The 18786-nt window shown below is 64.5% G+C and carries 15 protein-coding genes and 1 pseudogene; 8 read left to right on the top strand and 8 right to left on the bottom strand.

Going from position 1 to position 18786, the window contains the following annotated elements:
* Window positions 1-74 precede the first annotated feature (74 nt).
* The 4 genes from IEW22_RS18285 to IEW22_RS18270 form a co-directional block, all read right to left on the bottom strand.
* On the bottom strand, window positions 75-557 hold the full coding sequence (locus tag IEW22_RS18285; RefSeq protein ID WP_188588623.1) for a DUF222 domain-containing protein: 483 nt from the start codon (window positions 555-557) through the stop codon (window positions 75-77).
* Between the two features lie 190 nt (window positions 558-747).
* Complete coding sequence (locus IEW22_RS18280; RefSeq protein ID WP_188588621.1) at window positions 748-1596, bottom strand: siderophore-interacting protein; 849 nt, start codon at window positions 1594-1596, stop codon at window positions 748-750.
* A 77-nt stretch (window positions 1597-1673) separates the two neighbouring features.
* A complete protein-coding gene (locus tag IEW22_RS18275) occupies window positions 1674-2465 on the bottom strand; it encodes an S-methyl-5'-thioadenosine phosphorylase (protein ID WP_188588619.1) in 792 nt (263 codons plus the stop codon).
* Between the two features lie 44 nt (window positions 2466-2509).
* Entirely contained in the window at window positions 2510-4087 is a 1578-nt protein-coding gene (locus IEW22_RS18270) for a PucR family transcriptional regulator (protein ID WP_188588618.1), read from the bottom strand.
* Between the two features lie 220 nt (window positions 4088-4307).
* Here IEW22_RS18270 and IEW22_RS18265 point away from each other — a divergent pair, with 220 nt between their 5' ends.
* From IEW22_RS18265 to IEW22_RS18245, 5 genes are read left to right on the top strand one after another with little or no spacing between them, the layout of a single operon-like run.
* Entirely contained in the window at window positions 4308-5771 is a 1464-nt protein-coding gene (locus IEW22_RS18265) for a purine-cytosine permease family protein (protein ID WP_188588615.1), read from the top strand.
* Window positions 5768-6733, top strand: a complete 966-nt coding sequence (locus IEW22_RS18260) for an FAD binding domain-containing protein (protein WP_188588613.1) — start codon at window positions 5768-5770, stop codon at window positions 6731-6733. Before IEW22_RS18265 ends, IEW22_RS18260 begins: the two co-directional genes overlap by 4 nt.
* A complete protein-coding gene (locus IEW22_RS18255; protein WP_229742883.1) occupies window positions 6733-7251 on the top strand; it encodes a (2Fe-2S)-binding protein in 519 nt (172 codons plus the stop codon). Before IEW22_RS18260 ends, IEW22_RS18255 begins: the two co-directional genes overlap by 1 nt.
* The gene (locus IEW22_RS18250) at window positions 7248-9587 is read left to right on the top strand and encodes a xanthine dehydrogenase family protein molybdopterin-binding subunit (RefSeq protein WP_188588611.1); all 2340 of its coding nucleotides are present in this window, start codon (window positions 7248-7250) and stop codon (window positions 9585-9587) included. Before IEW22_RS18255 ends, IEW22_RS18250 begins: the two co-directional genes overlap by 4 nt.
* Window positions 9584-10066 carry a nucleoside deaminase gene (locus IEW22_RS18245; protein WP_188588609.1) on the top strand — a complete coding sequence of 161 codons (483 nt, stop codon included), beginning with the start codon at window positions 9584-9586 and terminating at the stop codon, window positions 10064-10066. The genes IEW22_RS18250 and IEW22_RS18245 overlap by 4 nt, the downstream gene beginning before the upstream one ends.
* Before the next feature lie 134 nt (window positions 10067-10200).
* On the opposite strand, the gene IEW22_RS18240 is transcribed toward IEW22_RS18245, so the two are convergent.
* Complete coding sequence (locus tag IEW22_RS18240; RefSeq protein ID WP_188588607.1) at window positions 10201-11553, bottom strand: acetyl-CoA C-acetyltransferase; 1353 nt, start codon at window positions 11551-11553, stop codon at window positions 10201-10203.
* A gap of 120 nt (window positions 11554-11673) precedes the next feature.
* Between IEW22_RS18240 and IEW22_RS18235 the strand changes: the two genes are divergently transcribed.
* Window positions 11674-13029, top strand: a complete 1356-nt coding sequence (locus tag IEW22_RS18235; protein ID WP_188588605.1) for a 3-oxoacyl-ACP reductase — start codon at window positions 11674-11676, stop codon at window positions 13027-13029.
* A 2-nt stretch (window positions 13030-13031) separates the two neighbouring features.
* Entirely contained in the window at window positions 13032-13913 is an 882-nt protein-coding gene (locus tag IEW22_RS18230; protein ID WP_188588603.1) for a MaoC/PaaZ C-terminal domain-containing protein, read from the top strand.
* A gap of 121 nt (window positions 13914-14034) precedes the next feature.
* Here IEW22_RS18230 and IEW22_RS18225 read toward each other — a convergent pair whose 3' ends face one another.
* Complete coding sequence (locus IEW22_RS18225) at window positions 14035-15780, bottom strand: MFS transporter (RefSeq protein ID WP_188588601.1); 1746 nt, start codon at window positions 15778-15780, stop codon at window positions 14035-14037.
* 258 nt (window positions 15781-16038) lie between these two features.
* On the opposite strand from IEW22_RS18225, the pseudogene IEW22_RS18220 reads away from it, so the two are divergent.
* Window positions 16039-16916 (top strand): annotated as a pseudogene (locus IEW22_RS18220) (LLM class flavin-dependent oxidoreductase).
* 133 nt (window positions 16917-17049) lie between these two features.
* On the opposite strand, the gene IEW22_RS18215 reads toward IEW22_RS18220, so the two are convergent.
* Entirely contained in the window at window positions 17050-17697 is a 648-nt protein-coding gene (locus IEW22_RS18215) for a DUF3558 family protein (protein ID WP_268235498.1), read from the bottom strand.
* Window positions 17698-17835: 138 nt separating this feature from the next.
* A complete protein-coding gene (locus IEW22_RS18210; RefSeq protein ID WP_229742884.1) occupies window positions 17836-18531 on the bottom strand; it encodes a DUF3558 family protein in 696 nt (231 codons plus the stop codon).
* Between the last annotated feature and the right edge of the window lie 255 nt (window positions 18532-18786).

Genomic DNA, 18786 nt, shown 5'->3' with positions numbered 1-18786 from the left:
CGGCGACGTTGGTCACGCTCGAGTTTCTTGTCCACCACAGTCATCAGTGTCTCGGCTTTCAGTCAGGAGCACCGCTACCTCACACAAACCATCTGACACGCTCGCTGCAGCGACCAGCTGCCCTGCCGCCGCAACGCCTCCGCCAGTTCGTCATCCACGAGCGGTGCATACTCTTGGCCGCCGACCAGTGCGGTGCGGGCGATGATCGTGCGGATGTGTCCGCCGGTGATCACTCCGTCATGCAGGCAGTGCGCCACCTGCGGCAGGCCAGCGAACAGGTGGGCGGCGTCCATCAACTCGGTTTCCACACCGGCTTGACTGCGACCGAGCATCATCGCGATCTCATTCGCCGCACGAGTGTGAGCATCGTAGACACGGCGGTCTTCCCCGACATACGGCGCGACCAGTCGCTCGAACACCTCGGCCATCGCGCGTAGGCGGTGCCACTCCATCAACGCACCCGCACGCCGCGCCGACACCACCACCTCACCCAAACCGGCAGCATCCACCTCATCCAACGACTCCGGCAACCCCAACGCTGAAAGATCAACAGACATCGGAACCCCCTCCCGGCGGACGAACACGACTGGAACCATCTATCGAATACATGTTCGAGTCTACCGAGAAAACCCCACCCCGACAAGGGAAAACAACGTCGAATCACGAACGATCACAAGATCATTCACGCGAATGACAGAGGGAACCTTCGCGAAGCGGGGCCGAACTGCGGCGACACGATCCGTGTCGTCAGAGTCCCAGTTCTTCGAGCGCTTCATCGAATTCAATGCGAGCGACCCTGTCGCTCTTGCCCTCGTCGATGGCCCGCTGGTACACCGCATACATCTCGTCGGACACCTCGGCATAGCGCTTCTCGTAGCGTTCGGCGTCCACGCGCCAGTAGCCGAGAACGTCGAGCTGATCGGTGCCGAAACCGTGGTTCTTTCGGAAATGCTTTCGTACCGAACGTGATTCGGACGCCTCGCCGGCAAACCAGCAGTATCCGCGGCCGGACGGCACGTCGAAGGCGGCAACCAGATCGCCGAGCACGCTCTGCGCGTGTCCGTTGCCGGTCCCGGCGGAGACGGTGACCTTCACATCGTCGCGGTGTGGGAGGTGGTTCACGGAGTCCTTGTCGTCCACCTCGAGGATCACATGGAGTTCGGCGTCGGTGTCGGCCTCCTCGAGGATCCGCGCGAGCGCGGGCAGCCCGGTGAGGTCGGCGACCAGCAGCTGCCACGCCGCGTCCGCCGGTGGCTCGTACCATGAACGCGGCATCACCAGTGCCACCTCGTCACCCACGGCGACGCCGCGCGCCCAGGTGGTGGCCACGCCGCGGTCGTGCAATACGAAGTCGATCACCACGCTCGACCCCTCGACCGCGCGGATCGAATAGTTGCGCCCCTGAGGCAGGCCCGACGGGTCGAGCGGATCAACCGTGTCGGGAAAGTAGATCCCCACGGCCTCATCCGGCACGCCAGGCCGATTCAGTGTCTCGAACTCGTCGACGGCGAAGGTGATCCTGCGCAGTCGCTCACCGAGGTCCTCGACCTTCGACACGCGCGCCGTCGACTGATTCTCGATACCGGGGATGTTCATACCGCGAACCTACCCAGGATAGCCTAACCATTCAACAGGCCCTGCTCGATCCATGGGACGGATACCCAGCGGCCAGGTCACAGCCCCAAGAGCTCATGCAGATCATGCTCACCGTCGGCGCAAGAACACGCCGGGGCGCGGGCCGCCTCGGGCAGCGCGGTGGCGAGCATCGAGGTGAGTTGCCCGATGGTCGCACCGAATACCTCGAACACCTCCGAGGAGGTGACCCCCTCCCCTTCGGCGATCCCGGCATCGAGATCGGTCACCAAAGCGATTGGGGCGTAACAGATCTTGAGTTCACGAGCGAGAACGGCCTCAGGGTGTCCGGTCATGTTGACCAGTGACCAGCCGAGTCCGGCATACCACTGGCTTTCCGCACGCGTGGAGAAGCGCGGCCCTTCCACCACCACCATCGTGCCGCCGCCCACCACCCCGTCACCCGAAGTGATAGCGATCTGACGCATCTGCGGACAGTACGGATCGGCGAACGACACGTGCACGGCCCCCGAATCGAAGAACGTCTGCACCCGACCGCTTGTGCGATCGACCAGCTGGTCGGGTACCACGATCGTCCCCGGTCCGGTGTTCACCTGCAGGCTTCCCACCGCACAGGGTGCATAGACGCGTTGCACCCCGATCGATCGCAACGCATACATGTTGGCGCGGTAGGGCACCGAATGCGGCAGGTACTCGTGCTGACGGCCGTGTCTGGGCAGGAACGCGACATCGACCCCGCCGACCGAACCGATCGAGATCGGCGCACTCGTCGAGCCGAACGGTGTCTGCGGGTTGACCTCGCGCGCATCGGAATCGAAGAAGGAGTAGAAGCCGGTTCCGCCGATGACGGCGATCGAGGCAGAGACATCCATGGCGTCAGAGTACGTTCGATGCGCCGGGCGGGCGGTGACTCCGCTCATCGGTGCATTCGATGGATCAGTAGCGCGATCTCGACGTCGAGACGATCCTGGCCGCGACTGATGTCGCGGCCCAGCAGTTCCGATATCTTGCGGATCCGATAGCGGAGCGTGTTGACATGCATATGTCTGGCATCGGCGATGGATTGCATCGAGCCGTCACTGGCGAGCAGAGCAGTCAAGGTGTCCACGAGTTCGGTCCGGTGGACACGGTCATAGTCGATCAGCGGACCGAGAACACGATCACGATAATCGGCCCTCACCTCCTCGGGAAGTGCGGTCAGCAGGGCCGCCGCGGTGCTCAGGTCGCTGATCGCGCACACCAGGACGCGATCATCCCGGTTCAGCGCGGTCACTGCTGCCGTCTGCGCCTCGACCATCGAGCGGCGAACCCCGGCAACGCCCTCTCCGAGTCGGCCGACACCGACGGCGACCCTCGTCAGCGCGGGAAGTAGCTGGGCAATTCGCTCACTACGCTGCTGCCACTGTTCGAGATCAAGCTCCGGACCGCCACCGTTGCTGTCGTCTGCGGGCGCGTCGGGCAGTGCCAACACCACAGCGATTCCCCCGTCAACCGGGATCGTCGCGTGACGAGTTCCCTCGACATCGGTCACCGCGAAGCCCGCGAGTTCTGCTGCGACGAACTCCGCATGATCGACGGACGTGGGACGACACCGGATCTCCACACATCGGTACCGGCCGTGGGCGCCCACCAAAGACGTGAGGGCTGAGCGGGTATCGACCGGCCGACCGTGTGCAACCGAGTCGATCACCGACGCGGTAGCCCTGGCCACATCTGCATTCTCAGCGGCCGCCTGATCGAGCCTGGCGCGTGCCACCTCGGTGGCGTAGTCGACGATCTCATGGGTATCCACCGACCATCCCCGGTGATCCGAGAGGCACGCCATCAGCTGCGCGGTCAATCCGCGACGCGGATCGCCGATCACGGTCACCGCCCCCGCCGAGGTCTCGAGCACAGTCGTGGCGCCGACCGCTTCACGCGCCCCTCGAGCCAATTCGTAGAGTTCGAGCTCAGCCAGCGGCGTCCGACCCGCCAACCGGCGACCGGCCGCACTCATCAGCCAGACGTCGAATCCACCATCCAACGACGTGGCACTCAAGACCGCGTCGGCACTTGATGCACGAGAGATCTCGCGCAGGATCGACCGGCGATGCTCGAGGACACGCTGCGCTGCGGTCGCACGTCGCTGCGTGATCGCATCGATCACCGTCCTCGACACGTCCGAGAAGGAGACGTCGTCAGCAATGGCCATGAGTGGCAAGCCATGTCGGTCACACGCCAGCACCAGGTCGACGGGGAAGCGAGGCAACGCTGCCGCCCCCGCAACCAGCCCCACCGCGCCGGCCTCGACCAATCCGGCGACGAACCTCTCGGAGTCCTCCGGGCTCGTCCACCATGTGGTGCTGGTGAGTACCAGCTCGCCACCATCGAGGTACCGCTCGGTGTCGACGTGCGCGGCTGTGTACACCCACGCGATCTCCCGGTCGAGGTTGTTCTTGCCGCTGAGCAGCGTCAATCCCAACCGGTCTATCCGGAGCAGATCGACGAGGCGCATGCACCCATCCTCGCAATCGCGCACAGGGCCCACGAGTCGGCCCGACTCTGATCGCGTAAGCGAGACGGCGACCTCCACGGGAAGCGCAACTCGAATCCCGACAAAGCACGCTCAGTGAACGGCGCAACTATTGTCGGATCCCACCAAAACTTCTCCCACCTGCGCAGATGAGCTGTTCGGCGATTGAGGGTCCGGACGCTGCGGCCTAGCGTCTGCCCCCATGACAGGTGGCACCCTCTCCGCGCGACTGGCGACACGTTGTCGCTCGACCCGTCTCGGGCACGATCTCCTCACCGTCGAGACCGATGACCTCGGACCGATCCCACCCGAGCAGCGACGAGGTCGTGCAAGCGGTCTGTTCACCCTGTGGTTCAGTGCGAACATCCAGTTCTCTGCCCTCACCAGCGGCATCCTCGGCACCGCGGTCTTCGGACTCGCCTTCTGGCAAGCGGCGATCGCCATGATCGTCGGATCGGTGATCGGCGGGGCCGCAGTCGGTGCGATGTCACGCCTCGGTCCGCTCTACGGGGTCGCCCAACTCGTCCAGTCCCGGGCCCCGTTCGGGGTAGACGGCAATCGCATAATCGCAGCTCTGGTCTTCCTCAAGGCTGCGGCATGGTTTGCGGTGGAGACCGTGCTCGGGATATTCATCCTTCGCGCGCTGTTCGGCATCGGATTCACTGCAGCCTTCGCCATCAGCGTCGTGGCACAGGTTCTACCCGCGCTCGCTGGACACCACGCGATCATCACCGTTCAGCGAATCCTCTCGTGGATCCTCACCGTGGTTTTCGTCGCAGTGTCGATATACGCGTTGGCGAACTGCGACCTGGGAGCAGGGTTCAACGGCGCTGTCGCGGGGCCCGCCGGACTCACCGGAGGCTTCATCCTCACCGTCGCGGTCCAGGTGGCGCGGTCGGTGAGCTTCTCGGCGTATGCATCCGACCACAGCAGATATCTCCCCGCGAACACTGCGGGTTCGGCGATCGTCATCTCCAGCGGAGCCGGAGTCATGATCGCCTCGGCCTGGATCGGCTGCCTCGGCGCTCTGATCGGTACCCAGATGACCATCGGGACACCGGCCGATCTGATGAAGGGTTTCCTCCCGCACACGCTGGGCCTGATCACCCTGGTCGCACTGTGGCTCTCGAACACCACAACGGCATGCCTGGACTGCTACTCCGGGTCGATGGCTGCCCTCATCGCCGGCGTTCGGATCAACCGTTGGACGTCGGTCCTACTGATCGGCACGATCGGCGGCGTGGCCGGTTGGGTTGCCGGCCGGGGAGATTTCTGGGACGACTTCCAGACATTCCTGTTCCTCCTCGGCTATTGGGTCGCTCCGTGGCTCGGTGTGATGGTCGGCTACTTCTACATCCGGCGAGGACACCATGCCCTCTCGTTCGACGGCCGTCGTGTCGAAGTCGGCCTGTACGCGTGGCTGGTCGGCCTCATCGTCTGTGTCCCGTTCATGAGCCAGTCCCTCTACACAGGGCCTGTCGCCGCCGCACATCCGGGACTCGGCGACATCGCGCCGGCGGTGGGATTCTTGGTCTCGATGATCGTGTGCGTGGTTCTGATGGCGATCGTCAATCGGCCCGTGTCAGACCTCGCCGATCCCGTACCCGACGACGTTCGCTCCCTCACAACCACAACGACGACGCCCCGAACGAGAGCACACCAGTGATCCATCAGCCGCCCGCAGCTGCCGTCGACACCTCGGTGGCTGCGCGCCCCGTTGCCGCCTACCATCGACCGCGCAGCTGGGAGGAAGCGCTTGTGCTGCGCAGCCGACACCCCGAGGCGCTGCCGATCGCCGGTGGCACTGACCTGATGGTGGGCTTCAACTTCTCCGACTCTCCCACTCCAGCACTTCTGGACCTCAGCGCTGTGGGCGACCGGAGAACGATCACCGTCACGCCCGACCTCACCGAGATCACCGTCGGCTGCGGCGTGACTTTCACCGACCTGCTGTCGACACGCCAGACCATTCCACCTGCCCTGCGACAGGCGGCCCGCACGGTCGCCGCGCCGCAGATCCGCAATCGAGCGACCCTCGCCGGTAACGTGGCAACAGCGTCTCCGGCCGGCGACAGCCTCGTCCCTCTGGTCGCGTTCGGCGCAAAAATCGCACTCGAATCAATCAGCGGCACAAGGATGCTCGGGGTATCAGACTTTCTCCTCGGCCCGAAACGCACCGCGCTGCGCCCCGACGAGCTCATCTCCGCGATCACCATGCCCGTCGCCGACGGACCACAGTTGTTCGCCAAACTCGGCAAACGCAATGCCATGGCGATCTCGCTGGCGGGTATCGCCATCGACATCCGACCATCAGCGCGGACCGTGGCCGTCGCACTCGGCGCTGTGGGGCCGACGGTCACGAGAAGCCATGCCGCCGAGGCATTCCTGGTCGGGGCGCTGGACTTCAGCGGCGGTTGCGCACCTGATCTCGAACTCATCGCCGAGGCATCCCGGCTCGCTGCCGACGACGCCGCACCGATCGACGACCACCGCGGTACCGCCGCCCACCGCAGACACTCCGTCGAGGTCATCGTGCGACGGTTGCTCACACGCGCCTGTACGCAACTACATTCCGACAGCAACAGCAACAGCAACAGCGACCAGGACCACGACCCGAGGAGTAACTGATGAGCACCTCTGCACACTCCGCACACGTGGTGTCCTTTCGCCTCAACGGGCATCCCATGGACGTGGAAGCCGAAGGGGGCGAGAGCCTTCTGAGTGTGCTGCGCGACCAGATCGGGATGCGCGGGACCAAGAACGCCTGCACGCAGGGCGAATGCGGTTCGTGCACCGTCCACATCGACGGCACCCCGGTCTGCTCCTGCCTGGTGCCGGTCGGTCAGTGCGCGGACGCCTCCATCACCACGATCGAGGGGCTCGCCGCCACCGACACGGGCGCCCGACTCCAGCAGGCGTTCATCACCGCGGGTGCGGTGCAGTGTGGATTCTGCACCCCCGGACTCGTGATGCAGGCAGCCGCACTCCAGCACCGGCCAGTCGAGGACGATGAGATGTCACCTGCGCCGCTTGCGTTCACTGACAACGAGATCCGGGAACACCTGTCCGGGAATCTGTGCCGCTGCACCGGTTATGACAAGATCGTGAACGCCGTCCGCGCAGCCGTGAACGGTGAGCCGTCATGACCGCCTCAACCACCTCAACCACCTCGACCATCGCGCCGGGCAGGCTGGGTGATTCACCCACTCGACCCGATGCGGGCGCCAAGGTGGACGGTTCCTTCGTCTACTCGTCGGATCTCCGCTGCGACAACATGCTCGTCGGCGCAACACTGCGCAGTCCCCATCCGCACGCCCGGATCCTCGCCATCGACACCACGGCCGCGAGTGCGATGCCCGGGGTACACGCGGTGCTCACCGGCGCCGACGTCACCGGCCTCAATAAACAGGGCACCGAGCGTCTGGACCAACCTGCTCTGGCAACAGACGTCGTTCGTCACGTCGGCGAACCGATCGCGGTGGTGGCAGCCGATGATCGCGAGACGGCCCGCCGTGCGGTGGACCTCATCGAGGTCGACTACGAGGTGCTCTCCCCACATCTCGATGCGTGGGCGTCGGCCTTCGATCCCTCGCTGAGTCCGGTGAACCCCGGCGGTGCCGCACACGCCGCCGGCAATCCGAACATCGTGCGCCATGTGCCGATTCGCAAGGGAGACATCGACGCTGCGCGTGCGCGCGCCGACGTGGTGGTGAGCCGAACCTATGAGGTCGGCATCCAGGACCAGGCATTCCTCGGACCGGAGGCGGCGCTTGCCGTTCCCGACGACTCCGGTGGCGTCACACTGTATGTCGCGTCGCAGTGGATTCATCGCGACAGCATGCAGGTGGCACGGATCCTGGGCTTACCCCCGGAGAAGGTGACGGTGGTGCTCGCCGGCGTGGGAGGCGCATTCGGCGGTCGCGAAGACCTGACCGTCCATGCCCACTCCTGCCTCCTCGCGCTCGCAACCAGCTCACCGATCCGCATGGAATACGACCGCGTCGAGTCATTCCTGGGCCATCCGCACCGCCACCCCGCGCAGATGCGGTACGAACACGGGGCGCGCGCCGATGGAACACTGGAATATGTTCGCGCACAAGTGGTGCTCGATGGTGGTCCCTATGCGTCGTGCTCTCCCGAGGTGACCTTCAACGCCGCCGTGTTCAGCACCGGGCCATATGCGGTCCCCGCCGTGGAGATCGACGCATACAGCGTCTACACCAACAATCCGGTCAACGGTGCGATGCGGGGTTTCGGAGCGGTGCAGGTCGCCTTCGCACACGAATCACAGATGGACTCACTCGCCCGCGAACTCGGGATGAGCCCGCTCGAGATCCGACGCCGCAACGCATTCCACGAACACTCGACCATGCCGACCGGTCAGCGGGTGGGTCCGGTTGCGGTACAACCGATCCTCGATGAACTTGCCGCACTTCCCGAGCCGCCGTCGTCCACCGAGCAGGAGGCGCTACCCGGAGGTCTGCTGAACACCACCACCGGTGAAGGTGTCCGACGGGGGATCGGCTATTCGGTCGGATTCAAGAACATCGCCTTCGGCGAGGGTTCCGACGACGAGGCGACCGCATCGGTGGAATTACGTTGCGAGACAGACCGACTACATGCCGTCATCCACACGTCGGCATGTGAGATCGGCCAGGGTCTGGTGTCGGTGATGGCGCAGATCGTCAACGAGGAGATCGGCATCGACTCCTTCGACTATGCACCAGTCACCACGGCGCTACCCGATGCCGGCTCCACGTCGGCGTCGCGTCAGACCTACATGACCGGAGGTGCGGTACAGGCTGCGTCGCGTCAGCTCGCCGACAGGATCGTCAAGGATGCTGTCGCACAAGGGCTCACGAATGCGCACCGCGTCAGGAGAGGAATGGTCGTCGACGACGCCGATCGCCCGATAGCACCGATCACCACGGTCATCGGGGACACGACACTGTTCGAGACTGCCGAATACCATCACATCCCCACCACACCGATGGAGCCAGGCACCGGCCAAGGCGATGTGACGGTACAGTTCGCGTTCTGCGGCGTGCGTGCGGTGGTGGATGTCGACGTCGAGCTCGGGGTCACGAAGGTGGTCGCGCTCGACGTCATCCAGGACGTCGGGCGCGCGCTCAACCCGACATCGATCGAGGGGCAGCTACAGGGCGGAGCGCTCCAGGGGCTCGGCCTGGCGGTGATGGAGGAGATCGTCGTGCGCGACGGGGCGATGCTCAACGGATCGTTCACCGACTATCTGATCCCCACCACTGTGGACACCCCCGCGATCAGCACCACCATACTCGAACTCGCCGATCCACACTCTCCCTACGGTGTACGCGGCGTCGGCGAACCACCGACAGTAGCCACCCCCGCCGCGGTCGCCTCGGCGATACGAGACGCCACCGGCTTACCGATCACGCGGATCCCGGTCCGCCCGCACGATCTGACGAATGCTCAGACCTCACAGAAGGAGTCGCCCGAATGACCGACACAGACCTGCACTGGCTCAACCGCGCGATCGATGTCGCCGCGTCCTCACGCGACCACGGTAACCATCCGTTCGGCGCGGTACTCGTCGACGCCGACGGCAACGAGGTGGCCACCGCCGAGAACTCGGTGGTCACCGACGGCGATCTCATCGGGCACGCCGAGACGAATCTGGTGCGACTGGCAGGACAGAAATTCGGTGCCGACGCGCTGCCGTCCATGACGCTCTACACCAGCACCGAACCGTGTGCGATGTGCTCGGGTGCGGTGTACTGGTCGGGCATCGGAACGGTGGTCTTCGCGCTCAGCGAGGCCGAGCTGGCCGACATGACCGGCGCCGATCCGGAGAACCCGACGATGGCGCTGCCCTGCCGCGAGGTGTTCGCACACGGCCAGCGCCCGACGCAGGTGCGCGGACCGTTCCCGATCGACGCCGCGCGTGCCGTACACGACGGCTTCTGGAACAAGCCCGAATGAATAGCTACGACATAAAAAGCTACGACCGAACTGCCGGGTCGGGGGTCTGGCAGCTCGGTCGTAACGTCGGGTCTATCGGCGGGTGCTCACGAGTCGTTACACACCCGATTAAATTTTCTTGTCGACCGGTCTGATCAGGCCTCGACGATCGCGGTGACGCCCTGACCGCCCGCGGCACAGATCGAGATCAGTGCACGTCCGCCACCGTTTTCGGCGAGTTCCTTCGCGGTCTGGGCGACGATACGGCCACCGGTCGCGGCGAACGGATGACCCGCAGCCAGCGACGAGCCGTTGACGTTGAGCTTGCTGCGGTCGATCGAGCCGAGCGCCGAATCCAAGCCGAGGCGCTCCTTGCAGTACTGCTCGGACTCGAATGCAGCCAGCGTGCACAGCACGGTCGAGGCGAAGGCCTCGTGGATCTCGTAGAAGTCGAAATCCTGCAGGGTGAGCCCGTTGCGCTCCAGCAGTCGCGGGATCGCATAGGTGGGCGCCATCAGCAGGCCGTCAGGGCCGTTGACGTAGTCGACCGCAGCCGTCTCGACGTCGGTGAGGTAGGCCAGCACCGGGAGGCTCTTCTCGGCGGCCCACTCGTCGGAGGCCAGCAGAACGGTGGAGGCACCATCGGTCAGCGGGGTCGAGTTGCCCGCGGTCATCGTGGCGTCGCCGAGGGACACACCGAACACCGGCTTGAGCTTCGCGAGCTTCTCCACCGACGAGTCGGCACGAAGGTTCTCGTCACGGGTCAGGCCGAGGAACGGGGTAATCAGATCGTCGAAGAAGCCACGCGCGTAAGCCTTGGCCATGTTCTGGTGGCTGGCTGCGGCCAGCGCATCCTGATCGGCGCGGCTGATGCCGAACTCCTTGTTGGTGATGGCCTGGTGTTCACCCATCGACATGCCGGTGCGCGGCTCGACGTTCTCGGGGATCTCGATACCGAGCTTGAGCGGCAGCTGCAGGGCGGCGAGCAGCTGATCCTTGGTCGAGCGGGCCCGGTTCACCTCGAGCAACTGACGCCGCAGGTTGTCCGACACGGCGATCGGCGCATCCGAGGTGGTGTCGGTGCCGCCGCCGATGCCCACCTCGAACTTGCCGGTGCGGATCCCGTCGGCGACCGCGGAGATCGACTGCAGACCGGTACCGCAGGCCTGCTGCAGGTCGAAGGCGGGCGTGTAGGGAGACAGTGCCGAGCCCAGCACCACCTCACGGATCATGTTGAAGTCCCGGGCGTGCTTGAGCACCGCACCGCCGGCGACCATGCCCAGCCGCTCACCCTGCAGATTGAAGCGGCTGATCAGACCGGCCAGCGCGGCACCGAACATGTCCTGATTGCTCGCGCGGGCGTAGGACTTGTTCTGACGTGCGAACGGGATGCGGTTGCCGCCGAGGATCGCGACCGGGCGAGCCTCTCGGGGCTTCGGTGCCTTGGCCTTGTACGTGGGCCGTGAGGCTGTGGACGGGGCGGATTTCGCTGTGGCATCAGCAGGCACGGTGACCCTCCAGGGATGTGATGTGGAGCCGGATACGCGGGGCTTTCGTAGCGTATTCTTACTCGCGAGTAAGTTCGTTGTCGATCCTACCCTCACACACGCACCCCAAGGAGTGACGTCATGGCAGCAACCGGCCTGTACTCGTCCTTTGTCCACTCGGGCCCGGGCTCGTTCATCGCCAAGCAGGCCGGATTGCCGGTCCCGCCGACTCTTCGGCGTTACAAGCCCGGTGAGCCGGCGCTGACCGGCCCTGTTCTCCTCGGCGGCTCGGGCCGCCTGGTCGAGCCGGTGCGCGAGATGCTCTCGGGCGCCGATTACGAGCTGATCGAGAACGCCACCACGGGCCGCAGCGCCGACAAGTACGGCGCGCTGGTGTTCGACGCCACCGGCATCACCTCACCCGCCCAGCTCGAGCAACTGTACGAATTCTTCCAGCCCGTGATGCGCTCCTATGCCAACTGCGCACGGTTCGTGGTCATCGGCACCACCCCCGAACTGATCAGCGACCCTGACGAGCACGTCTCCCAGCGCGCACTCGAGGGCTTCACCCGTTCACTGGGCAAGGAGCTGCTCAAGGGCGCCACCTCGGCACTGGTCTACGTCTCCCCCGACGCGAAGACCGGCGTCAGCGGACTCGAGTCGACGCTGCGCTTCGCACTGTCGGCCAAGTCGGCCTTCGTCGACGCGCAGGTGGTGCGGGTGGGACCCGACGACGCCGCGGCTCCCGCCGACTGGGACACCCCGCTGGCGGGCAAGGTCGCCGTGGTGACCGGTGCCGCACGCGGTATCGGCGCCACCATCGCCGAGGTACTCGCCCGCGACGGCGCCCACGTGATCTGCGCCGACATCCCCGCCGCCGGTGAGGCGCTGTCGGAGACCGCCAACAAGGTGGGCGGCACCTCGTTCCCGCTCGACGTGAGCGCCCCCGACGCCGGCGCCAAACTCGCCGACTTCGTGCTCGAACGCCACGGCGGCCTCGACATCATCGTCAACAACGCGGGCATCACACGCGACAAGCTGCTGGCCAACATGGACGACGGCAAGTGGAACTCGGTGATCTCGGTGAACCTCATCGCCCCGCAGCAGCTCGTCAACGGTCTGCTCGCCAAGGACGCCCTGCGCGAAGGCGGCGCCGTCATCGACGTCTCCTCGATCGCCGGTATAGCCGGCAACCGCGGCCAGACCAACTACGCGACCTCCAAGGCGGGCGTGATCGGTCTGGTCGACACCTACAAGTCGATCCTCGGCGAGAAGGGCATCACCATCAACGCGGTGGCACCCGGCTTCATCGAGACCAAGATGACCGCGGCCATCCCGCTCGCGACCCGCGAGGCCGGACGCCTGATGAGCTCGCTGCAGCAGGGCGGTCAGACCGTCGACGTGGCCGAGACGGTCGCCTACTTCGCCAATCCGGCGTCCTCAGCGATCACCGGTAACGTGGTGCGCGTCTGCGGCCAGGGATTCCTGGGGGCCTGACGATGGCGAAAACCGTTGAACTGAAGTCGATCCCGGCCACCGCCGACATCTACAGCAAGGCCGTTGCCGAGATGCTGCCGGTGATCGGCAAGCCGGCAAAGGTGTCGGCGAAGGCGAAGGTTCCCGACACCGTCTACGCCGTTAGCGGACTGCGGGTGGACAAGGGCAAACTCCTGGACTACTGCCTGGCCACCGGGTTGGATTTCCGCGAGACCCTGCCGCTGACCTACCCGTTCGTGCTGCAGTTCCCGCTGGCGATGCAGACCATGGTCGCCCGCGATTTCCCTTTCGGCGCAGTCGGTTCGGTCCACGTCGAGAATGTGATCCGCCGTCATCGGCTCATCGACATCACCGAGCCGATCGACATCAAGACGCATGCGGAGAATCTGCGTGAGCATCGTCGGGGCATGCTCGTCGACGTGATCTCGAAGATCTACGTGGGTTCGGAGCTTGCGACAGAACAGGTCTCGACGTTCCTGAAGCAGCAGCGCACCAGCCTGTCGGACGAACCACGCGGACCTGCGCCGAAGGCCAAGCGGCCCACACCACCCGACCGGATCATCGCCGTCGACCAGTCGCTGATCCATCGCTATGCGGCGGCCAGCGGCGATCGCAACCCGATCCACATGTCCAATCTGTCGGCCAAGGCGTTCGGTTTCCCGCGCGCCATCGCCCACGGCATGTGGTCGGCGGCGACCGCAGTGGCCAACGTGGAGGGTCAGCTGCCCGTGGACGTGACGTACTCAGTGCGCTTCGGCAAGCCGATCTTCCTGCCGTCGAAGGTGTTCGGCTACACCTCCGAGCTCGGCGGCGGGAACTTCGACCTGTCGGTGAACGACCGCAAGAAGGGCTTCCCGCATCTGACGGCGACGGTACGCAGCTGACAGTCCCACACAGACAGTCCCACACAGGCCGATGGCCGACACTCCCCCTCGGAGGTGTCGGCCATCGGTGTGTCAGGCGGTCTTGGAATTCAGTTGTGGTGTCTGCGTACCGAGTTGACGGTCAGGCCTTCTCGGCGTGCAGCGCGGCGATCTCACGCTCGATCATCGCCTCATGCTCCTCTGCGTCCTTGCGCGCACGACCGGGCAACCAGCGCCCGACCGTCAGCATGGCCAGCGGGATGAAGATGATCTGGCAGATCACACACACCCACCACCAGCGCTGCCACTGATGCGGGTTGTCCTTCTGCGCTTGCTGGACATCGGCTGCGTGGGCGGCCAGATATTTCTGGTCGGCGGCCGGGATCGGCTGGGTGCTCAGCTGCTGCAGTCGGCCCACGGCCTGCTGCGGATCCGAGGCCAAGCCGGCCTTCATCAGCTGAGTGACGGCAGCGTTTCCGGCCTGCGCATCCTGCGGATTGTCTGCCAGCGCCGTGAGGGTTGCCGGGTCCACCGCCTGCGCGGTCGCGATCTGTTCGGGGTACTGCTCGACGATCGCGGCGACCTTGTTGCCGTGGTCGACCAGTGTCGAGGTGGCCGGCACCACGAACGGCAGGGCGAGATACGACCCGGCCACCACGAGCCGGATGATCCAGCCCCACACCGCGAGGCCGGTCGCCGTCGCCGCGGGATTGTGGTGTTCGACAGTCTCGGTGAACGATGCCATCCAGGCGCAGTAGGCCACGCCGGCACCACCGGAGATGACCACGATCACACCCGCAAAGGTGTAGTAGCTGGTGTCTGGGTGGGTGGTCAGCATGCCGAAGACGATGGTGCCGATGATCGAGACCACGCCGCCGACGAGCATGAACGGCTTGCGGACGCGCAACTTGTCCGACAGCACGCCACCGACGATCAGTGCGATGACGTTCGCGAGCCAGTACCAGTTGCCCAGCGCGTTGGCCTTGGCCTCGGAATAGCCGAAGGTCGTGGCGAAGTAGACCACCAGGAATGCGACGAAGATGTAGTAGAGCAGCAGGAAGAGGCTGACGCCGATGGCCGGACCGACGATGTCGGGGCGCATCATCTGCTTCCACTGGCCCTTGTTGGCTGCCTCGATGTCGAGTCCGCGGGCGCGTGCCTCCACCAGAGTGCGTTCGCGCAGGCTGACCATCAACTGGTCGCGCAGGCCGGGTGACAGCTCACGCAGCGTGGCGATCGCGATGACCGCGACGATCAGGCCGATGATGCCGCACACGTGGAACTGGAATCGCCAGTCGGGGTGCGAGTCGAGGGTGTTGCTCGAGATCACGGTGACCAGCAGGCTGCCCAGCACCGGGCCCATCGTCCAGAACGCCATCGCCGATGCGCGCCCCACCTGCGGGGAGAAGTCGCGGATCAGTGCGGGGGTGGCGACCAGGATCGCACCCTCGACGATGCTCAGAAGTGCGACGAAGAAGCCGTACCAGGCGGTGTTGGGTGCCAGCGGCAGCGCGAACAGCACGAGTAGCGCGGTGACCAGAAGGCCCCACACCACCAGATTCGCTCGACCCCAGCGGTCGGCCAGCCCGGCGCCGAGTGAGGCGAATGCGCCGAGGAGGTTGCCGATGACGAGGATCATCACCAGCGTCGTGAACGACATCCCGAAGTCCGCCATGATCTTCGTCGACACGGCGCCCTGCACGTAGAGCTCGTAGTACAGCACGATCGTCGCCAGCACGGTGACAGCGAGATAGGTGTACCGGCGGGGAGTGGACGGATAGTGCTCGAGCTGCCGATCCCACAGGGATGCGATCGCTCCTGATCTGTGTGAGTTGTCCGAGTGCGGGGCTGGTGGTTGCTCCGCTGTCGGATCTGCGAATTGGGTCATGACGGCGCTCTCCTCATCGAGAGAATGGTCGTGTGACGGCGCATCTGGTGCGTCGTTGGTCGAGAGCTTAACCACGGTTGTTGAATCTGGTGTCAGTTTCGAGAAATGTTGATCCGCCCTCCATCCTCCTCGGATACTCCTGTCGCACTTGAATTTTCGGAGCCCGCTCCGCATGCTGAGGTTCTTTAGTCGTACGAATCAATTTCGATCGACATTCATTCCGGATCCGCGGGGTTGTGCGGATATAGGCTCGAAAGGGTGGATCAGCACAAGGTGAGGTTCGGCGTGTTCGTCACGCCCAGTAGTCGCGATCCCGGGCATGCCGTCGAGGCGGCACGGGTGGCCGATGAATCGGGTCTCGACCTGATCTCGTTCCAGGATCATCCCTATCAACCGGCATTCCTCGACACCTGGACGCTGTTGTCGCATGTTGCTGCGGTGACCAGCCGGATTCATCTCAGCGGCAACGTCCTCAACGTCCCCCTGCGGTGCTCGCCCGGTCGGCGGCCAGTCTCGACCTGCTCAGCGGCGGTCGCCTGGCGATGGGTCTGGGCGCCGGCGGGTTCACCGACGCGATCGTGGCGATGGGAGGGCCGCGCCGCACACCGGGAGAGTCACGTCGAGCGCTCGATGAGGCGATGACGATCATGCGCGAGATCTGGGACACCGACACCCGGGGTGGCGTGCACTTTCATGGCGACTTCTACACGGTCGACGGCGCCAAGCGCGGGCCGCGGCCGGCGCACGACATCCCGATCTGGGTGGGGGCCTATAAACCCCGGATGCTCGAACTGGTCGGGCGGCGATGCGACGGATGGCTGCCGTCATTGTCGTATCTGGAGAACGGTGTGGATGACCTGGCCGGGATGAACGCGGCCATCGACGACGCGGCAACCGCAGCTGGTCGGGACCCGGGCGACATCGATCGCTTCCTCAATCTGGGCGGTCATCTCAGTAGTGATGACTCCGATCCGCTGAGTGGCCCGATGACAACCTGGCCACAGGCACTGTGCGACTTGGCCGTTGAGCATCGTGTTACCGGATTCATCGTCGCCACAGACGATCTCGACACGATTCGTGCACTGGGCACCGAGGTGGCGCCGGCCGCGCGAGAACTCATCGCCGCGAGGCAGTGAGCCCATCGCGCGATGATGACCGCTCGGCGGTCGGTGTCATAGCTGAGGTTGAGGGGACGTTGGCCTCCATATTCATATGAGTTGCCCACATCGCGCCGAAGTCACGTGTCGCGGGGCTGTCGCTCAGCAACATTCATCTCATCTCGGATGGGCGGGACGGGAAGTACGGGTACAACGCCCGCGCGATATCGACAGTCTTCGCGCATGCATCAACCGGGTACCAGTCTTCGCCCGTGAATTGGAACATGACCGCACCGAAGAAGGTTCCCCACGCCACTTCGCAATCCAGTGCAGTGTCACCGTCAGAGTGATACACAAACGCAGAGTGAGGGCCGATAGGGAGATTCGATTCGACGACGTGGGTCCGGGGTTGGTCGATGAGTTCCTTGATGTTGATTGATGTAATTGCGGGGCTCACTCCCCAGGATTGAAAATTCCTCCCTGTCGGATCCGCAGCAGAGAATCCACAGTTCTGGAGGAGGCTTGTTGTTTTCCCGCTGAACGGGTTTCGACCGAGAGAGGGATCAATCCCCGCCTTGATCAGCGCGCTGTCAGGGAAGCGTGGACAGATGTTCGGCAGCCGGTACAGGTACGGCGAGTGCGCACCCTCGATCGTGGCGGTCACCGTCGACAGGTCTTTCGTGGAGTTGACGTTCAACGGATCATCCTCGGACAGCTGCGGAGACGCACTCGCCGAAACAGTGGTGGTTCCGGCACCGGTCACCCCAGATGACGCGGTCCCACCCGTAGACGACGAGCACCCCCCGACCAGCAACGCCACCGCCACAACCACACCCGACACCAGCACCCACGGCCTTACCCCCGTCACGAACAAACACCGTACACAGCACAACAAACACCTATCCCGGCGTTCACCTGAGCGAGTGAACGCGTTGCGGGGCCACCCGTCATCGGCCTCTCACCTCATCTCTGAAGGTCGAGCAGGAATGTACGGGTACAGCACTTTGGCGACGTCAACAACTTTCGCGCACGGATCAATAGGATCCCATTCTTCACCGTTGAAGTCGATCATCACCGAACCGAAAAATGTGCCCCACGCTACCGAGCATTCGAGCGGCCCATCCCCGTCGGAGTGGAACATGTACGCGGAATGTGGCCCAATCGAAACATTAGATCTGATTACGTGAATCTGAGATTGATCTATTATTTGTCTGATGTTCTGCGACGTAATCCCGACTGCTACGGACCACAATTGAAATTCTCTACCGCTGGGGTCAGATGCGGCTAGTGAACAGCTTTGTAATAGTCCAGTTGTTTTTCCGCTGAGCGGGTTCCGGCCCATCTGCGGATCAAGACCCGCCTTGATCAACGCGCTGTCAGGAAACCTCGGACAGATGTTCGGCAACGAGTCCGCATACGGTGAGTGTTCGCCATCGATCGTGGCAGTGACCGTCGACAGGTCTTTCGTGGAGTTGACGTTCAACGGATCATCCTCGGACAACTGCGGAGACGCACTCGCCGAAACGGTCGTGGTGGTCTCGGCACCGGTCACCCCAGATGACGCGCTCCCGCTCGAACTAGACGAGCACCCCCCGACGAGCATCACCACCGCCACAACCACACCCGACACCAGCACCCACGGTTTTGCCCCCATCACGAACAAACACCGTACACAGCACGACAAACGCCTGCCCTAACGTTCATCTGGACAAATGAACGTGCGGCGGGCTGTCGTTCACCGCCATTCATCTCATCTCGGATGGGCGGGACGGGAAGTACGGGTACAACGCCCGCGCGATATCAACAGGGCGGTGTCATACCCTCGAAGCAACGGTAGCCGAGAGGCGTTGGTGGACAGGGGTTGTAGTGGGGCGCAGGATGTTGACGATCGAGGATCGAGCGGAGATCG

Source organism: Gordonia jinhuaensis (assembly GCF_014639795.1).
Lineage (GTDB): Bacteria > Actinomycetota > Actinomycetes > Mycobacteriales > Mycobacteriaceae > Gordonia_B > Gordonia_B jinhuaensis.
The sequence above is the reverse complement of the archived record's forward strand: the minus strand, read 5'-3'. Positions and strand labels throughout refer to the sequence as shown.